Annotated in this window: 19 protein-coding genes and 1 tRNA gene; 9 read left to right on the plus strand and 11 right to left on the minus strand. The window is 49.9% G+C overall.

The window, feature by feature from the left end; translation table 11 throughout:
* Positions 1–23: 23 nt before the first annotated feature.
* From EXZ61_RS16295 to EXZ61_RS16325, 7 genes are all read left to right on the plus strand, one after another.
* Positions 24–953 (plus strand): polyprenyl synthetase family protein, encoded by a 930-nt coding sequence (locus EXZ61_RS16295; protein WP_142814281.1) that lies wholly within the window; start codon positions 24–26, stop codon positions 951–953.
* A 143-nt stretch (positions 954–1,096) separates the two neighbouring features.
* A complete protein-coding gene (gene pilB, locus EXZ61_RS16300; protein ID WP_142812765.1) occupies positions 1,097–2,830 on the plus strand; it encodes a type IV-A pilus assembly ATPase PilB in 1,734 nt (577 codons plus the stop codon).
* An 18-nt stretch (positions 2,831–2,848) separates the two neighbouring features.
* The gene (locus EXZ61_RS16305; protein ID WP_142812766.1) at positions 2,849–4,066 is read left to right on the plus strand and encodes a type II secretion system F family protein; all 1,218 of its coding nucleotides are present in this window, start codon (positions 2,849–2,851) and stop codon (positions 4,064–4,066) included.
* Positions 4,066–4,908, plus strand: a complete 843-nt coding sequence (locus tag EXZ61_RS16310; protein ID WP_142814282.1) for a prepilin peptidase — start codon at positions 4,066–4,068, stop codon at positions 4,906–4,908. The genes EXZ61_RS16305 and EXZ61_RS16310 overlap by 1 nt, the downstream gene beginning before the upstream one ends.
* Positions 4,909–5,523, plus strand: coding sequence for a dephospho-CoA kinase (coaE, locus tag EXZ61_RS16315; RefSeq protein ID WP_142812767.1), 615 nt, complete (start codon positions 4,909–4,911; stop codon positions 5,521–5,523).
* Between the two features lie 22 nt (positions 5,524–5,545).
* On the plus strand, positions 5,546–6,301 hold the full coding sequence (gene zapD, locus EXZ61_RS16320; RefSeq protein WP_142814283.1) for a cell division protein ZapD: 756 nt from the start codon (positions 5,546–5,548) through the stop codon (positions 6,299–6,301).
* Entirely contained in the window at positions 6,298–6,507 is a 210-nt protein-coding gene (locus tag EXZ61_RS16325) for a DNA gyrase inhibitor YacG (RefSeq protein ID WP_142812768.1), read from the plus strand. The genes zapD and EXZ61_RS16325 overlap by 4 nt, the downstream gene beginning before the upstream one ends.
* Positions 6,508–6,587: 80 nt before the next feature.
* Here EXZ61_RS16325 and EXZ61_RS16330 read toward each other — a convergent pair whose 3' ends face one another.
* The 5 genes from EXZ61_RS16330 to EXZ61_RS16350 all read right to left on the minus strand — a co-directional run bounded on the left by EXZ61_RS16330 (position 6,588) and on the right by EXZ61_RS16350 (position 13,091).
* On the minus strand, positions 6,588–7,049 hold the full coding sequence (locus EXZ61_RS16330) for an NUDIX domain-containing protein (RefSeq protein WP_142812769.1): 462 nt from the start codon (positions 7,047–7,049) through the stop codon (positions 6,588–6,590).
* Positions 7,050–7,053: 4 nt separating this feature from the next.
* Positions 7,054–7,935, minus strand: a complete 882-nt coding sequence (locus tag EXZ61_RS16335; protein WP_142812770.1) for an ATP-binding protein — start codon at positions 7,933–7,935, stop codon at positions 7,054–7,056.
* A gap of 13 nt (positions 7,936–7,948) precedes the next feature.
* A complete protein-coding gene (gene argJ, locus EXZ61_RS16340; protein ID WP_142812771.1) occupies positions 7,949–9,178 on the minus strand; it encodes a bifunctional glutamate N-acetyltransferase/amino-acid acetyltransferase ArgJ in 1,230 nt (409 codons plus the stop codon).
* A 9-nt stretch (positions 9,179–9,187) separates the two neighbouring features.
* Positions 9,188–11,953 (minus strand): preprotein translocase subunit SecA, encoded by a 2,766-nt coding sequence (gene secA, locus EXZ61_RS16345; RefSeq protein ID WP_142812772.1) that lies wholly within the window; start codon positions 11,951–11,953, stop codon positions 9,188–9,190.
* A 202-nt stretch (positions 11,954–12,155) separates the two neighbouring features.
* Positions 12,156–13,091 (minus strand): M23 family metallopeptidase, encoded by a 936-nt coding sequence (locus EXZ61_RS16350; protein WP_142812773.1) that lies wholly within the window; start codon positions 13,089–13,091, stop codon positions 12,156–12,158.
* A gap of 24 nt (positions 13,092–13,115) precedes the next feature.
* Between EXZ61_RS16350 and EXZ61_RS22200 the strand changes: the two genes are divergently transcribed.
* The gene (locus EXZ61_RS22200) at positions 13,116–13,430 is read left to right on the plus strand and encodes a hypothetical protein (RefSeq protein ID WP_142812774.1); all 315 of its coding nucleotides are present in this window, start codon (positions 13,116–13,118) and stop codon (positions 13,428–13,430) included.
* Positions 13,431–13,454: 24 nt separating this feature from the next.
* On the opposite strand, the gene EXZ61_RS16360 is transcribed toward EXZ61_RS22200, so the two are convergent.
* The 6 genes from EXZ61_RS16360 to petA form a co-directional block, all read right to left on the minus strand.
* Positions 13,455–13,530, minus strand: a tRNA-Thr gene (locus EXZ61_RS16360).
* A gap of 51 nt (positions 13,531–13,581) precedes the next feature.
* Positions 13,582–14,058: a ClpXP protease specificity-enhancing factor gene (locus EXZ61_RS16365; protein WP_142812775.1), complete on the minus strand. Its 477-nt coding sequence runs from the start codon at positions 14,056–14,058 to the stop codon at positions 13,582–13,584.
* 8 nt (positions 14,059–14,066) lie between these two features.
* Positions 14,067–14,678, minus strand: coding sequence for a glutathione S-transferase N-terminal domain-containing protein (locus EXZ61_RS16370; protein ID WP_142812776.1), 612 nt, complete (start codon positions 14,676–14,678; stop codon positions 14,067–14,069).
* Between the two features lie 104 nt (positions 14,679–14,782).
* Positions 14,783–15,541 carry a cytochrome c1 gene (locus EXZ61_RS16375; protein ID WP_142812777.1) on the minus strand — a complete coding sequence of 253 codons (759 nt, stop codon included), beginning with the start codon at positions 15,539–15,541 and terminating at the stop codon, positions 14,783–14,785.
* Positions 15,542–15,557: 16 nt separating this feature from the next.
* On the minus strand, positions 15,558–16,970 hold the full coding sequence (locus EXZ61_RS16380) for a cytochrome b (RefSeq protein WP_142812778.1): 1,413 nt from the start codon (positions 16,968–16,970) through the stop codon (positions 15,558–15,560).
* 10 nt (positions 16,971–16,980) lie between these two features.
* Positions 16,981–17,595 (minus strand): ubiquinol-cytochrome c reductase iron-sulfur subunit, encoded by a 615-nt coding sequence (gene petA / locus EXZ61_RS16385; protein WP_142812779.1) that lies wholly within the window; start codon positions 17,593–17,595, stop codon positions 16,981–16,983.
* A gap of 154 nt (positions 17,596–17,749) precedes the next feature.
* Here petA and mscL point away from each other — a divergent pair, with 154 nt between their 5' ends.
* A complete protein-coding gene (mscL, locus tag EXZ61_RS16390) occupies positions 17,750–18,178 on the plus strand; it encodes a large conductance mechanosensitive channel protein MscL (RefSeq protein WP_142812780.1) in 429 nt (142 codons plus the stop codon).
* The last annotated feature ends 4 nt before the right edge of the window (positions 18,179–18,182 follow it).

Below are 18,182 nucleotides of genomic sequence, written 5' to 3' on the forward strand. Positions count from 1 at the left end.
GGCTGTCAATTGTCGAACAAGACATGCGACAAGTTGACTTAGTCATCTCCAAGAGACTCGAATCCACCGTGCCACTGGTGGGCAGTATTTCCCAATACATCATCGGCGCGGGCGGCAAGCGATTGCGGCCAGTGCTTTTGCTTCTGTGCAGCGGAGCACTTGGCTTTCAGGGATCTCAAAAGTTCAACATGGCCGCGGTTGTTGAATTCATTCATACCGCAACATTGCTGCATGATGACGTGGTGGATGACTCTGAGATGCGGCGCGGGAGCGCAACCGCCAATGCAAGGTTTGGCAACCCAGCCAGTGTTTTGGTCGGTGATTTTTTGTACTCTCGTGCTTTTCAAATGATGGTTGAAGCACAAGATATGCGCATCATGGAAACGCTGGCCAACGCGACCAACGTCATTGCCGAAGGCGAAGTCTTGCAACTCATGAATATGCACAATGCAGACCTCAGTGAAGCAAGCTACTTGCACGTTATTCGATCCAAAACCGCGAAGCTGTTTGAAGCCAGTGCACGTGTTGGCGCCCTTCTTGCCCAAGCCGACCCGCAACACATAGACGCGTGTGCTACATATGGACAAGCCCTCGGCACTGCGTTTCAAGTGATTGACGATGTGCTGGATTACACGGGCGACTTAAAGACCATGGGCAAGAACGTTGGAGATGACTTGCGCGAGGGTAAGACTACGTTGCCGCTCATAGCAGCGATGCGCCTCGGATCTCCCAGCGAACGGCAAGAGATACAACAGGCCATTACAAATGCAGATGTTTCCGCTATAGAGAGAATCGCGAGCATTGTTCAGTCAACGGGCGCTCTCGAAGTAGCGAAACTTGCCGCACAAACCGAGGCTCAGAGGGCGGTGAACTCCGCCAAGCTGTTGCCCAAAGGACCGCATGTTGACAGCTTGATTGCTTTAGCCACTCAATTGTTAAACAGAGACCATTAGTGAGCGACCGATAGGAAAAAACAGCGGTGTAGCATGGCGAATCAGCATTGCTTACCGTTTGTTACTTCGTAGAACAAAGTTTCCAATTCACACGAAGCAGATTTAAGCTCGGCCCTCAGTGTTTCGTATATCCTAAGCGTCTTATGTCCTCAGCCGAAACAGTTAACCGCGATACCGCTGCAATTGCCTTGCCAGGACTCGGTAGAGCGTTGGTTGCAGCCGGCAAACTCGGGCAAAAGTCGGCGGAGGACGTTTATAAGAAAGCATTGTCAGGAAAAAACAGTTTCATTGGCGAGTTAGTTGGCTCTGGCGCGGTTTCAGCACGAGACTTGGCGCACACGTTGTCGCTGACCTTCGCTGCGCCTTTGATTGACCTGGATGCCATAGACACCCAACGACTTCCAAAAGGCATTTTGGACTCCAAAATTTGCACCGACTACCGGGTCGTAGTCCTGAGTAAAAGAGGCAATCGGCTTATCGTTGCGACGGCCGACCCGTCTGATCAAGGCGCGAATGAAAAAATCAAGTTCTCGACCCAGTTGGGTGTCGACTGGGTCATTGCAGAATTTGATAAGTTATCGAAGTTAGTCGATGCGGCCAACACCACCGCAAGCGAAGCGATGGAAGACATCATTGGTGGCGACTTTGAATTCGATGAAAGCGCCGCCGAGGTTGAATCAGAAAACACCCAAGCGAATACTGCAGAAGTTGAGGATGCGCCCGTTGTACGTTTTCTTCACAAAATGCTAATGGACGCTTTTGGAATGCGCGCCTCCGACCTGCATTTTGAACCTTACGAACACACCTACAGGGTGCGCTTTCGCATCGATGGTGAATTGCGTGAAATAGCGAGTCCCCCCATTGCGATTAAGGACAAGCTCGCGTCGCGCATCAAGGTGATATCCCGTATGGATATCTCTGAAAAGAGAATTCCCCAAGATGGCCGCATGAAGCTCAAAGTGGGGGCTGACCGTGTGATTGATTTTCGTGTGAGCACACTACCCACTTTGTTTGGTGAAAAAATAGTGATCCGTATTCTCGATCCGAGTAGCGCCAAACTGGGGATTGATGCGCTTGGTTACGAACCAGTAGAAAAAGAACGCTTACTGACAGCCATTGGTCGCCCTTACGGAATGATCTTAGTAACAGGACCAACTGGCTCAGGTAAGACGGTCTCTTTGTATACATGCTTGAACTTGTTGAATAAGCCGGGTGTCAATATAGCGACAGCTGAGGATCCATCTGAAATCAACCTTCCTGGGGTTAATCAGGTTAACGTCAATGATAAGGCTGGGCTTACCTTTGCAGCCGCACTTAAATCATTTCTGCGCCAGGATCCTGACATTATTATGGTTGGTGAAATTCGCGACTTAGAGACAGCCGACATCTCAATCAAGGCAGCGCAGACGGGACATTTGGTGCTCTCTACGCTGCATACCAATGACGCTCCCGCGACACTCACTCGCATGCGCAATATGGGTATTGCACCCTTTAACATTGCCTCTAGCGTCATACTTATCACTGCACAGCGCTTGGCGCGTCGTTTGTGTCTCAATTGCAAAGCACCGACCGACGTACCAGCACAAACCTTGATTGATGCGGGATTTCAAGAATCCGACTTAGATGGCTCATGGCACCCGTACCGACCCGTAGGCTGTTCGGCGTGCAATAACGGCTATAAAGGTCGGCTGGGCATCTATCAAGTCATGCCAATCACCGAAGAAATTCAAAAAATCATATTGGCGGATGGCAGTGCCCTAGAAATTGCTAAACAGGCTGAAAAAGAAGGGGTCCGATCTTTACGACAGTCGGGCTTATACAAAGTGAAGCTTGGGCTAACTTCCTTGGAAGAAGTACTTGCAGTTTCCAACCTCTAAGCACTACAAAACTACCCTATGGCAACAAGCAGAAGTTCAGACACCAAAGAGGTGGTCTACGAGTGGGAGGGGAAGGACAAGAATGGAAAGCAAGTGCGTGGTGAAACACGCGCAGCTGGCGAGAACCAAGTTAAGTCAACCCTCCGTCGACAAGGCATAACGCCGACCAAGATTAAGAAGAGGCGGATGGGCTCAGGCAAGTCAATCAAGCCTAAAGACTTGGCCATCTTTACTCGCCAACTTGCGACGATGATGAAGGCAGGGGTCCCACTCCTTCAAGCTTTCGATATTGTGGGGCGAGGCAACCCAAATCCAAGTGTGACCAAGCTTCTGAATGATATTCGCATGGATGTTGAGACCGGCACGTCGCTCAGCGTGGCGTTTAGAAAGTTTCCCATTTACTTTGATAACTTGTATTGCAACTTGGTTGAGGCCGGTGAATCTGCAGGCATCTTGGATCAGTTGCTTGACCGCCTTGCGGTTTACATGGAGAAAACAGAAGCAATAAAATCCAAAATCAAGTCAGCATTGATGTACCCCATTACCGTGCTAATCGTGGCATTTGTAGTGGTTGCCGTCATTATGATTTTTGTGATCCCTTCATTTAAGTCGGTTTTTTCTTCGTTTGGCGGAGAACTACCGACGCCCACGCTCATGGTGATCGCCATGAGTGAGTTTTTCATTGCTTATTGGTACCTTATCTTTGGCGGTATTGGCGGGGGGGTTTACTACTTTCTGGAGTCGTGGAAGCGAAGTACCAAGGTTCAAGCCTTTATGGACCGACTCATGCGCAAACTACCTATTTTTGGTGTTTTGGTGGAGAAATCGTGCATTGCCCGTTGGACGAGAACATTGTCCACGATGTTTGCGGCGGGGGTGCCACTGGTAGAGGCATTAGACTCGGTAGGCGGGGCCGCTGGAAACATAGTGTACGCAGAGGCGACCGTCAAGATTCAGCAAGAAGTATCTACAGGTACCGCCTTAACCGCTGCAATGAGTAACGCCAACTTGTTTCCATCTATGGTGCTTCAGATGTGCGCGATTGGCGAAGAGTCAGGTGCCATTGATCACATGCTCGGAAAAGCCGCAGACTTTTATGAGGCTGAAGTTGACGACATGGTGGCGGGGATCTCAAGTCTGATGGAGCCCATAATTATTGTGATTTTAGGTACTGTCATTGGCGGCATAGTGGTGGCGATGTACCTTCCTATCTTTAAACTGGGGCAAGTCGTTTGATGCTTGAATCTGCGGATATCTATCTAGTACTGGCGGCAATATTGGGATTGTTAATCGGCAGCTTCTTGAATGTGGTGATTTACAGATTGCCAAAGATGCTTGAGATTGAATGGGCGGCGGACTGCGAACCAAATAGCGACATGGGGCGAGGAAAAGCAGATACCTTCAATCTGGTAGTACCCCGCTCAAGCTGCCCTCATTGTGGACACCAGATCACTTGGTATGAAAACATCCCTTTATTCAGTTACTTGGCATTGAGAGGAAGATGCAGTCAATGCCAAGCAAAAATAAGTGTTCGTTACCCCCTGATTGAAGTTACAGCCGCAGCACTGTTCTATCATTGTGCCGATACGTGGGGCATGACTTACTCCGCAATGGCATGGGCATCGTTTGCTTCTATTTTGCTAGCTCTCGCATGTATTGACTGGGACACAACTTTACTGCCTGATGTGTTGACGCTACCGCTGCTTTGGCTTGGGCTCGTTGCAGCAAGCTTGCAATGGACTCAGGTGAGCCTGTTCTCCTCTCTTTGGGGCGCGGTTGCGGGTTACTTGTCGCTATGGATCGTCTATTGGGTGTTCAAAATCGTGACTGGTAAGGAGGGCATGGGGTACGGTGATTTCAAGCTTTTTGCGGCGCTTGGAGCTTGGTTTGGCTGGCAAGGTTTGATACCGATAATTCTCTTGTCCTCCGTTATTGGGGCAATCATTGGAATTGGCATGAAGTACAGCTCGGGTCTGCGGGAGGGTGGCTACATCCCTTTCGGCCCATTTTTGGCCGGCGCGGGTTTCGCAATGCTAGTACTTGGCCCATATCAAATTTCTAGATTCCTGGGGATTTGAATGGATGCCATGCCGTGCCCCAAGATTGGTGTTACTGGCGGTATTGGAAGTGGAAAGAGCACCATCGCTAAGAGACTGGCTGAGTTAGGTGCTGGTTTGGTTGATGCGGATCTTGCCTATCAAACAATTACTGGAAAAAATGCGACCGGCACCAAAGCCATAGCCGCAGCGTTTGGGCCTGACCTAGTTGGCGTGGATGGACGATTGGAGCGTAAGACCCTACGAGAATTGGTCTTCGCTGACCCTATAAAGCGTACTCAACTCGAGAGCATTACCCACCCTTTAATTCGGGCAGAAATGGACCGGTTAAGCACCAAGTTGATCTGGCAAGGTGCGACTTGCATTGTGTATGACATCCCGCTATTGGTTGAATCCAATCACTGGAGAAATGCGGTGGATGCCGTACTGGTGGTTGACTGTTCGCAAGAAACGCAAGCATGTCGCGTCAAGGCGCGGAATGGTTGGTCGACAGAACTCATTTCTCAAGCAATATCAGCCCAAAGCACACGCCTACGTCGTCTAAGCTGTGCTGACTACGTTATATTCAATGATGGCGTCTCATTAGATGAGGTTCAGCACGAAGTGGATGAATTTGCAAGGAAGTTCGGACTATGATTCACCCACTGGAAGAATCAACGTGATCCTATATGAATACCCCTTCAATGAACGCATTCGCACTTATCTGCGACTTGAGCACTTGTTTTTGGGCCTAAACAATCTAGTCATGCGGTCTGACGCACTGGACCATCATTTCGCACTGACGACCATATTCCAAGTTATGGATGTAGGTGCACGCGCGGACCTGAAATCAGATGTTCTGAAAGATTTGGATAAACAGAAAAACATCCTGAACGCGTACCGGGGTAATCCAGCTATTGCTGAAGCCCTTCTAGACCAAGTCGTGGGGCAAATTGACACTTGCTTTTCCGAACTAAATGGACTCAGCGGAAAAGCAGGCCAAGCCCTGACTGAGAATGACTGGCTGATGAGCATCCGAAGTAGGGTAGGCATCCCCGGAGGAACTTGTGAGTTTGATTTGCCAGCCTATTATGCTTGGCAGCATCGGTCAGTCGGCCAGCGACAGGCCGACTTGGTGCGATGGGCATCCACGCTTACCCCCTTAGCGAAATCAGTCCACCTGTTGCTGAAGCTGCTACGTGACTCTGGCTCCGCTCAAAAGGTCATAGCGGTCAACGGACATTTTCAGCAAAACCTCCCACAAGGAAGAACTTTTCAGCTACTACGACTTGCGATCAGACCCGAGTTCAATCTCATACCAGAGATCAGTGGCAATAGGTTGATGGTGTCTATTAGGCTCATGCGTCATGAAAGTGATGATCGCCTTCACGCCACGCATGAAGATGGAACGTTTGATTTAACCTTGTGCTCATGACCTCTGATGTAGCGCAAACTAATGCATCTATCGTAGTGAGGCAGGTAACTTGTCCTCATTGCAAAGGCCCCAGCCTTTATGCCGCCGCCAACGAACATCGACCATTCTGCAGCTTTCGCTGTCAGCAAAATGACTTTGGATCTTGGGCGACAGAGAGTTTCTCTGTGCAAGCTGATACTGCACACGACGAAGACCCACTTAGGTAGTTCCGCCTCGCTCCGCAGGAAAATCAACGGCCACGAAACATGGCACCGGGCCGATGCACCCTTTGGCATGTTTCAAGGGTTTAAAATTTGACGCTACTGAAGTCAGGCTCTTGCGCTATCCATTCAAGTACCGGCACAGTACCCGGCAAAATTGGAGACACCGATACCGGCAGGCACTCCCAAGAGTGACTCTGCAACTCCATCATTCGAATCGAGCCGCTCCAACGAAAAACCTTACAGAAATGGAGTTTCACTAGAGCGTGAGGATAGTCCACTATTGAAGTTTTCCAAACGATTGACTCGGAAATTTCAATTCCTAATTCTTCAAATAGTTCACGGCGAAGTGCCTCATGCACTGACTCGCCCTCTTCAATCTTCCCACCAGGAAACTCCCAAAAGCCTTCATAAGCCTTGCCTTGCGGGCGTGAAGTCAATAAAAATTCACCGGCTTCGGAAATCAGGATACCGACAGCAACCTCAGTGATTTTCCGAGAATCATCACTCTGCCTTGCAATTGAAGCGTCTGCCACTAATACTTGCATCAGCTTAGCCAAGTTGAGAGGTTTGTGCGCCTACATAGGCTCTAGCAAACTGCAACGCAACGCGTCCGGTGCGTGAGCCTCTCTCCAGAGCCCAAACCAAGGCCTCTTGCTTCCACAAAAATGGATCGACTATGGTTCCACGACTCAGAGTGGTTACCCACTCATTTGCAATACGAAGATACTCATCTTGTGAAAATGGATAAAAACTAAGCCAGAGGCCAAACCGCTCCGATAGAGAGATCTTCTCCTCCACTCCTTCACTTGGGTGGACTTCACCATTCTCCAAGTGCTGATATCCAAGGTTCTCGGCCAAGTACTCAGGCAATAAGTGTCGACGATTGCTGGTAGCATAAACCACAAGATTTGAAGCCCCAGCGGAAATGGACCCATCAAGCACTGACTTCAGTACCTTATACCCTGGTTCGTTTGAATCGAAACTTAGGTCATCACAGAAAACAATGAACCGTTCTGGTCGATCTGCAACGAGGTCAACAATTGACGCTAGGTCAACCAAGTGGGATTTGTCTATCTCGATTAATCGAAGCCCTTGCGTTGAGAAAGCCTGTAAGCACGCTCGCACCAAGGAAGACTTACCTGTCCCCCTAGCTCCAGTCAGCAAAACGTTATTCGCAGGACGCCCATTTACAAATTGTTCTGTGTTACGCAGTAACTGATCCCGCTGCGTGTTGATTTCTTTAAGTTGCCCGAACGAGATAGAGGCAACATGCTTTACGGGCTTTAAGAAACAGACACCTGAAGGACTTTTGACATACGAAAAGGCAATCGATTCTTCCCAGTTTGGGTTTTGGAGTGTTGTTGGCAACGACGCTTCTACGCGTTCCATGAATAGCTCACACCGAGCGAAAAATTCTTGAAGCTTATCCATGCCAGATACCTTGTTACGATCGGTAGTCGGCGTTAATCGTTACGTAATCGTGACTCAAGTCACACGTCCATACGGATTGACAGAAGCTGCCTCGACCTAAGCTTACGCGAACCGTGATCTCACTCTGTTTCATGACACGCTGGCCCTCCAACTCCAAGTAATCTGGATGTCTCCCACCGCTCTTGGCGACGTGGACATCATCAAGATACAAGTCAATGCCCTGCTGATCCAAATCTTCGATCCCTGCATATCCTACCGCAGCGAGAATTCGTCCTAAGTTCGGGTCGCTCGCAAAGAAAGCCGTTTTCACCAACGGCGACTGCGCAATAGCGTAGGCAACCTTTAAACACTCTTCCTCTGACCTCCCGTGATCCACCATCACTGTGATGAACTTTGTGGCCCCCTCACCATCACGAGCTATCGCCTGCGCAAGCCTCTTCGCAACGTCCAACAAAGCCTCTATCAGCACTCGGCCGTATTCACTTGACCAAGAAGTAATGGGGGCATGACTGGCCTTGTTTGAAGCTATCACTACCAAAGAATCATTGGTTGACGTATCTCCATCGACAGTTACTCGGTTGAACGATTGGTCCGCAAGCAACTTCGCCAGTTCAGGCATGATGGCATCGTCAATACAAGCGTCAGTCGCAATGTAACCCAGCATAGTAGCCATATTGGGGCGAATCATTCCTGCGCCCTTGCTGATGCCTGTCACCGTCACCCTGCTGCTCCCTAGGGTAGCTTGTGCACTGAAGGCCTTCGCCACAGTGTCAGTCGTCATGATGCTTTCAGCCGCATTAAGCCAGTTGTTGCCACTAGCATTGGCAATGGCCGCGTCCAGTCCAGCTACAACGCGCTCAGACGGCAAGGTTTCCATGATTACCCCCGTAGAGAACGGAAGCACTTGCTCAGGGTCAATTCCCAGCTTGTCGGCCAAAGCCACACAGGTATGTCGCGCCCGTGCCAGCCCATCAACGCCCGTACCGGCATTCGCGTTGCCCGTGTTAACAAGCAGTGCCCTAACTCCCTTGCGAGTCGCTAAGTGCTCTCTGCAAATCTGAACAGGAGCGGCGCAAAATCTGTTTTGGGTAAAGACACCTGAAATGCTGGCATGCTCATCTAGCAGCATGACCATCAAGTCTTTCCGGTGTGCTTTACGTATACCGGCTTGAGCAACACCAATTCTGATTCCGTCAATCGGCAGCAGTTCTTCAGCTTTAGGAGGGAGCAAATTTACTGGCATAAACGGCTTTCAGGCTAACTTGCCATGGCAGTGTTTGTACTTCTTACCGCTACCACAAGGGCAGGCATCGTTGCGCCCAACCCTCGGAACTTCCGTAGAAACGCTGGTCGTCGACACTGCAGCTAGTTCGCTCTCTAACATTGTTTGCGCTGCGCCCGATTCATCGGGCGCACTGTAGGTCACGTTGGAAATGCTCTCGCCCCGACTCTCAATAGCTTCAGCGGCTTGATCTAGCTGCTCGTTGGACTGGATCTTTACCGTCATAAGAATCTTGGTCACATCGTTTTTGACCGAGTCCAATAGCTGGCCAAATAACTCAAAGGCTTCACGCTTGTATTCCTGCTTGGGTTGCTTTTGAGCATATCCGCGCAAATGAATGCCTTGACGCAAGTAGTCCAGCGCACTCAGGTGATCTCTCCAATGCGTATCCAAGCTTTGCAAAAGGACCATGCGTTCAAACTGCGTGAAGTTCGCGGATCCAACCAGATCAACCTTAGTGGCAAAGTAAGCATTCGCAGCCGTTATGACAGTACCCAAGATCTCATCGTCTGTAATGGCCGACGCTTGAGAGACTTGCTCAACCAGGTCAACGTTTAATTGCCATTCATCGACTAAATTTTTTTGCAGCGCTTTGATATCCCACTGTTCTTCAACTGACTCAACGGGTACGAATTGCCGGACCAAGTCATCGAAGCATCCTTCCCGCAAAGCCGTAATCTGTCCATCTAGGTCAGAAGCATCTAAGATGGCATTGCGTTGCTGGTAGATGACTTTACGTTGATCATTTGACACATCATCGTATTCAAGAAGCTGCTTTCGCATGTCAAAGTTGCGCGCCTCCACCTTACGCTGTGCACTCTCAATGCTACGGGTGACAATACTTGCTTCTATTGCCTCGCCCTCAGGCATTTTGAGGCGATCCATGATAGCTTTGACACGGTCCCCCGCAAATATGCGCATCAACGAGTCATCTAGGCTTAGATAGAACCTAGAGGATCCGGGGTCACCCTGTCGACCCGAACGTCCACGAAGCTGGTTGTCAATTCGGCGTGACTCATGGCGCTCCGTGGCAATAATCCTTAAACCGCCCAAGGCCTTTATCTTCTCGTGCTCCGCGGACCAACTGCTGCGTAATTCAGCAAGCTTCGCCTGCTTTGCAGGCTCCTCCAAAGCGGGGTCTTGTTCAATCTCTTGAACATTTTTTTCGATAGAGCCTCCAAGTACGATATCTGTTCCACGCCCCGCCATATTGGTGGCAATGGTGATCATTTTGGCGCGCCCGGCTTGGGCAACAATGTCAGCTTCACGTGCGTGCTGCTTGGCATTGAGCACTTGATGGGGTAGCTTTTCTTGCTCTAGGAGTTGAGCGATGATTTCCGAATTCTCGATGGAAGTGGTCCCCACCAACACAGGCTGGCCTCGCTCGTAGCACTCGCGAATATCTTGAATTGCAGCATCGTATTTTTCTTTTGTTGTTTTGTAGACGCGATCAAGCTGATCTTCACGGCGACTGATACGGTTTGGAGGAATAACAACCGTTTCGAGGCCATAAATCTCTTGGAACTCATAAGCTTCTGTGTCCGCCGTTCCCGTCATCCCAGACAACTTCCCGTAAAGGCGAAAATAGTTCTGAAACGTAATTGAAGCGAGCGTCTGATTTTCAGCTTGAATGCTGACTCCCTCTTTTGCTTCGACCGCTTGATGCAGACCGTCGCTCCAACGTCGGCCTGTCATTAGGCGTCCGGTAAACTCATCGACGATGACGATTTCGCCTTGTTGCACCACGTAGTGTTGATCACGGTGATAGAGATGATTAGCTCGCAACGCAGCATACAAATGGTGCATGAGCGTAATGTTTGCTGGGTCATACAAGGAAGCACCAGCAGGAATGAGCCCTAAGTCGGCAAATATTGCCTCTGCTGTTTCGTGCCCTTGCTCGGTCAGGAAGACTTGATGGCTCTTCTCATCGACGGTGAAGTCTCCTGGTTTGGTAACTCCTTCACCGGTTCGTGGATCAGCCTCCCCCTCTTGTCTTGTTAAACGAGGAGCAGCCTTGTTGATCGCCACATACATCTCTGTATGGTCTTCGGCTTGGCCGCTAATGATTAAAGGCGTCCGCGCCTCATCAATCAAAATAGAGTCAACTTCGTCAACGATTGCGTAGTTCAGCCCACGCTGAACACGGTCGGCAGCTTCGTACACCATGTTGTCGCGCAAGTAGTCGAAACCGAATTCATTATTCGTTCCATATGTAATATCTGCCCGATACGCGGCCTGCTTGTCCTCTCGGGACATTTGAGGCAAGTTAATGCCTACCGTCAGTCCGAGAAAGCTATACAAACGGCCCATCCACTGGGCATCACGATTGGCTAAGTAGTCGTTGACGGTAACAACATGGACACCCTTGCCCGTTAAGGCGTTTAGGTAGACGGGAAGCGTGGCGGTCAAGGTTTTACCTTCGCCAGTTCTCATCTCTGATATTTTCCCCGCGTGCAGCGACATACCACCCAGTAGCTGAACATCGAAATGCCGCATCTTCATTGCGCGTTTTGAGCCCTCTCTCACCACCGCAAACGCTTCTGGCAAGATCGAATCGAGTGTTTCTCCATTGGCGACCCGTTGTTTAAACTCAGCCGTTTTCCCGGTCAGTTGGGCATCGCTCAATGATTCATACTGCGGCTCTAGTGCGTTGATACGCGCAACAACTCCGCGAAATTGTTTAAGCAAGCGGTCATTGCGACTGCCAAAAATTTTGGTGAGGATGTTTATGGCCATGCGTGCAAGACTGACGCTCAACACAAAAGAAGCTGAGCTCAGTTCAGTCCGTTATTCCTGATCTAGGTGGAAGGGAGGTAAACCAATTAGAAAGCTGAAGGTTACTTCGATTTGCCCGGTTGATTTACCCAATCACCTATTTTAGCTCCGCTGAATTCAGTGCAAGTGCGCGGGCGCATGCACCCCGGACCCGCAAACCCAATCAGTTTTTGAGCGCCTGCGCACCCGCGAGTGTTCGACCAGCATCGAGAAACTTCTGAGGGTCTTGCGGGATCCCTTGGACCAGTACCTCAAAGTGCAAATGCGGGCCCGTAGAGCGGCCTGTATTTCCGACCTCCGCCACCTTCTGCCCGCGCTTGATGAGATCGCCCTTTTTTACAAAGACCTTGGAGGCGTGGGCATAACGTGTGATGAGATCATTGCCATGATCTATCTCTACCATATTGCCGTATTGCGTGTGGTACTCCTGAGTGACCACTACTCCGCCAGCTGCCGAAAAAATATCCGTCCCAGGCTCTGCTGGAAAATCGAGTCCCGTGTGTAGCGCTGAACGGCCAGTAATTGGATCAATCCGCCAGCCAAAAATAGAGCCGAGGTTTGCGGCTCGCACGGGCACTTGGGTCGGCACCATCATTTTTTTAATTTTTTGCTCAAAAAGCCGCGACTCTATGACGGTCATAACGTCGGTTCTCTGATTCGCCAATTGATCCAACTCATTCAGGGTAGCTTGGAGCTCTTCCATCGACAAATCGCGACCAATAACCAACCGCCCACCTTGTCCTGGTTTGATCATAATTTCAGCCGGATTCACCCCCGCAAGGCCAGAAACCCGTTCGCCCAAGGACTCCAATTGAATCATTTTGGCCTGCATTTCTCCTAAACGCTTGGCCATCACCTCGATGTTTTCGCGCATGAAGCGATCTTGTTGTGCCACTTCATCCTTAACCACCAGGCGCACAAGCGTCCCAATGATTGGCCACCCCTCCCGCGCACCCTTCAAGAATACCCAGTGGTATAAGGTTGCAGACGCAAACACCAACACCACAGACACTGCACACAGTGAAACCAGTAATTTCATCCCACTAAGGTGGATGGCTCGACTCTTTGCCAGCCATGCATCCGTAATAATCAACTGCATTGCAAACCTCCCTTTACTTCACACATGAACCGGCGCAGTCACTCTATATCCGTACTACAAGCAACGCAGGACTCGCCTACATTTGCTCAGTTAAGTGCCTTGGTGACTGAATCTGCAGCACGCCTTCAAGCCATTGACTCCCTTATTCCGACTTCACTTCGCAAGCTGATACAGGCTGGCCCAATCGATGGGGCGAATTGGTGCATTATTGTTGACAACAATGCTGTCGCAGCAAAAATACGGCAACTGCAACCTGCTATTGAGGCACACTTGAGAAGCAAGGGCTGGGATGTGACTGCTATTCGCTTAAAAGTTAGCGCTTTAAGGAAGTCAGGGTAGCTACGCGGAGTCGCGCAAATGAAATGGTGCCGATTATCGGATTCGAACTGATGACCTACCGCTTACAAGGCGGTTGCTCTACCAACTGAGCTAAATCGGCACTACGGAAATTATAACCCAGCAAACAACCCAAAACTAAGCTGGCCAAATTCTATTTGATGCGTGTTAAAGATGGCCTAGGTGTCGGAGTGGGAGACCGAGGCGGGCCGGAATCATCCGCTCCGGCTTTAACAACACTTGTCAGCGCAGTGGTCGGTTTTAAATCTTCCTGCCTACGCCGTTCACCAGATTTATTGGTAGATGCCGCGGCCATAGGGAAAGTCATGCCCTGACCATTCTCCCTCGCATAGATCGCGAGGACCCTTCCGATGGGCACTACGATATCTCTGGCGACTCCACCAAACCTGCCTTTGAACTCAATAGCATCATTTCCTAACTGAAGCGCACTTGTGGCATCGAAGCTGATGTTCAGCACAATCTCACCGTCTTTTACATACTCGTGAGGTACCCGCACAGTCTCGTCAGCCAATACTGCTATGAATGGGGTAAACCCATTGTCGGTGCACCATTCGTACAGCGCACGGATCAGATAAGGGCGGGTTGAACCCACAACTGGAGTATCTGGCATGTTGGTGACTACTTGCGCATTACTTTTTCCGAGGGAGTCAGTGCTTCAATGTACGCTGGCCGCGAAAAGATCCGCTCTGCATACTTCAATAGAGGCGCAGCATTCTTGCTGAGTTCAATGCCATAAAAATCTAGGCGCCATAGCAAAGGAGCAATCGCCACATCTAACATCGAGAAGCTGTCACCCAACATAAACTTGTTTTTCAAAAACACGGGGGCCAGTTGCGTCAATCGGTCACGAATATGCGCTCGAGCCTTCTCCAGTGCTTTTTCATTGCCCTTTGAAGCACGAGCTTCCAAGGTAGTTACATGAACAAACAATTCCTTCTCAAAGTTTAGTAAGAAAAGGCGCACACGCGCTCGATCAACAGGGTCCCCGGGCATCAGTTGCGGGTGCGGAAACCGCTCATCAATATATTCATTGATGATGTTCGATTCATACAGAATCAAGTCGCGCTCTACCAGAATAGGCACCTGCCCATAGGGGTTCATAACGCTGATGTCTTCTGGCTTGTTGTACAGATCAACATCGCGAATTTCAAAATCCATTCCCTTCTCAAATAAAACAAACCGGCAACGGTGGGAAAAGGGGCAGGTAGTTCCTGAATACAACACCATCATGACGACAGACTCCTAAAAAATAAAAGAGTGGGACGCCTTCGCGCACCCACTCTGACCGCATCAAGCATTTATCGGCAATCGACTTGCGCTTGCTTGCACAAAATCTACTTCACATCTTTCCAAAACGCCGCGTTTAAGCGCCAAGCAAACAAAGTCATGACCGATAAAAACAGCAAAACCCAAACGCCAACCCGAACACGGGTTGTTTGAGCAGGCTCTGCCATCCACTGGAGGTAATTGACTAAGTCACCCACAGCCTCATCGTACTGAGCGGGGGACATCGTACCTGGTGTGAGTTGCTCCCACTTCTTGAATACGTGTACTTCGTGTCCATGCTCTTCGATGGTTTCATACACGGGCACGCGCTTACCTTGCAATTCCCACAAAGCATGGGGCATACCGACGTTCGGGAAAGCCAAATTATTCCAGCCAGTGGCCTTGCTCTCGTCTGCGTAATAAGTTCGAAGATAGGTGTAAAGGTAATCGGCACCACTACCCTGACCAACCGAAGCTCGGGATCTCGCGATCACGGTGAGATCCGGAGGGTTAGCACCAAACCACTCTTTCGCTTGCTTGGGATCAATAGCAGCCTTCATGGTTTCACCCACTTTCTCTGTGGTGAACAACAAATTGTCTTTGATCTGCTGGTCATTCAGACCGATATCCTTCAAGCGATTAAAGCGCATGAATGCAGCGGAATGGCAATTCAAGCAGTAGTTGACAAACAGCTTGGCTCCATTTTGCAAAGAAGCAAGGTCATTGATCTTGTTTGGTGCCTTGTCCCAAGGTATTCCACCTGTACTGGCCTGCGCACCGATTACAAATCCAAGCGCCGCTATCAAGCTAACGAATATTTTTTTCATTTGTGCTTTCCCGGATTCAATGGGCAGAAAAATTAACGCGGGTCGGAACCGGCTTGGGTTCTCCCAAGGTGCTCCACCAAGGCATGAGGAAGAAGAACCCAAAGTAGAACAAGGTACCAACTTGTGAAACACGCTCACCAATTTGCGAAGGTGGCTGCACTCCAAGGTAGGCCAAGACAACAAAGTTCAACACAAACACTGCATACAGATACTTATGCCAATCTGGACGATAGCGAATCGACTTAACAGGGCTGTTATCCAGCCATGGCAAGAAGAACAAGACGACTACTGCGCCACCCATCACTACCACACCCCAAAACTTGGCATCTATTGATAGCATCAATACGGACGCAACTAGCGCAGCTCCTATGATGGCACCCTTGAAGATAGCAGGAAGCTTGAACTTCAGTGCACTAAAGCCAGCAGCACCTAGTACACACGCAATCAGCACATACAACATTTCGCTGGTGATCGCACGCAACATGGAGTAATAAGGCGTGAAGTACCAGACTGGCGCGATGTGGGCAGGCGTCTTTAGCGGATCAGCCGGAATGAAGTTGTTGTACTCCAAGAAATACCCACCCATTTCAGGAGCGAAGAAAATGATTGCGGTAAACACCATCAGAAACATGCTCACCGCGAAGATGTCATGCACTGTGTAGTACGGATGGAAAGGAATGCCATCAAGGGGATGACCTTGGGCATCACGAGGAGCGTTCGGGCCTTTGATTTCAATACCATCAGGATTATTGGAGCCGACATCATGCAGAGCCAACAGATGAGCTACAACCAAACCCAACAACACCAAAGGAACCGCTATCACGTGAAACGCGAAGAAGCGATTCAGTGTTGCGTCACCAACAACATAGTCACCACGGATCAGTAGCGCAAGGTCAGGACCAATGAATGGTACCGCAGCGAACAGGTTTACGATGACCTGAGCACCCCAGTAGCTCATTTGCCCCCAAGGCAGTAGATAACCCATGAACGCTTCGGCCATCAAGCACAAGAAGATCGCACAACCAAATACCCAAACCAATTCACGAGGTTTGCGGTAGCTACCGTATAACAGCCCTCTAAACATATGCAAGTACACAACAACGAAGAAGGCGGATGCTCCAGTCGAATGCATGTATCGAATGAGCCAACCCCAAGGTACATCGCGCATGATGTACTCAACCGAACCAAAAGCCAGAGCAGCATCTGGCTTGTAGTGCATTACCAAAAATATACCGGTAACGATTTGGATAACCAGCACTAGAAGTGCCAATGACCCAAAGATGTACCAGAAATTAAAGTTCTTGGGCGCGTAGTACTCCGACATGTGCACTTTGTATGCATCAAATGCCGTTGGAAACCGGTTTTCGAACCAGTTTGTGAGTTTTTCGCCCGAGGATGCGTTAGGAGAAACTTCCTTAAATTGAGCCATGTCTTATTCCTCAGGCTTTCTTGTCTTCACCGATCAGCAACTTGCTGTCAGAAAGATACATATGGGGAGGGACTTCAAGATTATCTGGCGCGGGCTTGTTTTTAAAGACACGACCAGCCATGTCAAAGGTAGACCCGTGGCATGGGCAGAGGAAGCCGCCAGTCCAATCATCAGGCAAAGAGGGTTGGGCGCCTGCTTGGAATTTATCCGAAGGGGAGCACCCTAGGTGCGAGCAAATTCCAACTGCCACAAAAAACTCTGGCTTGATGGACCGAGCTTCATTGCGTGCGTACTCTGGCGTCAACTCCCCCGGCTTGCGTTCAGACTTGGGATCGGCCAACTGGCTTGATACTTTGGACAACGCAGCAACCTGCTCGGGGGTTCTGCGCACAATCCAGACTGGCTTGCCGCGCCATTCCACCGTTTTCTTCTCGCCGGGCTTGATGTCAGCAATATCAACCTCAACTGCAGCACCTGCAGCCTTCGCTCTTTCAGAAGGTTGAAATGTGCTCACAAAGGGAATAGCGGTTGCAATACCGCCCACAGCACCAGCGCAAGCGGAGGTGATTATCCAAGTCCGCTTGCTGGAGTCGATCTGTTTCGCGTCGACAGGGGTTTCACTCATGAGAATCCTCAATGAACATCACTACTAGGGGTTAGCGGACGATTGTAGCTGACCCTATGCCAAACTTTCAACGCAAAGCAAGCACTGTACCTTGCAACACCCTTCAGTTTTTCGGCAATACTCTGTTTTCCATAACCAGTTAAGGGGCTTAGCGATGGGAATGATTCAAGAATTCAAAGAGTTTGCAATCAAAGGCAATGTCGTTGACTTGGCAGTAGGCGTCATCATTGGCGGGGCTTTCGGAAAAATCGTCGACTCCGTTGTGGGCGACCTAATCATGCCACTGGTGGGCGCAGTGGTGGGAAAACTTGATTTTTCGAACTTGTTTTTTGTTTTAGGCAGCATTCCCACTGGAAATGCGGGCACGTTGGTTGAACTCAAAAAAGCGGGGGTACCCGTGTTTGCCTACGGTAGCTTCATTACGGTCGGTGTGAATTTCGCCATTTTGGCCTTTATCATCTTCTTGATGGTCAAGCAGATCAACCGACTTAAGAAAGAAGCGCCGCCTGCGCCCGTGGCTGAAAGCGTCACTCCAGAAGACATTGTGTTGCTTCGCGAGATACGGGACAGCCTCAGAAGATGAGCTT

This window comes from Rhodoferax aquaticus (assembly GCF_006974105.1).
GTDB lineage: Bacteria > Pseudomonadota > Gammaproteobacteria > Burkholderiales > Burkholderiaceae_C > Allorhodoferax > Allorhodoferax aquaticus_A.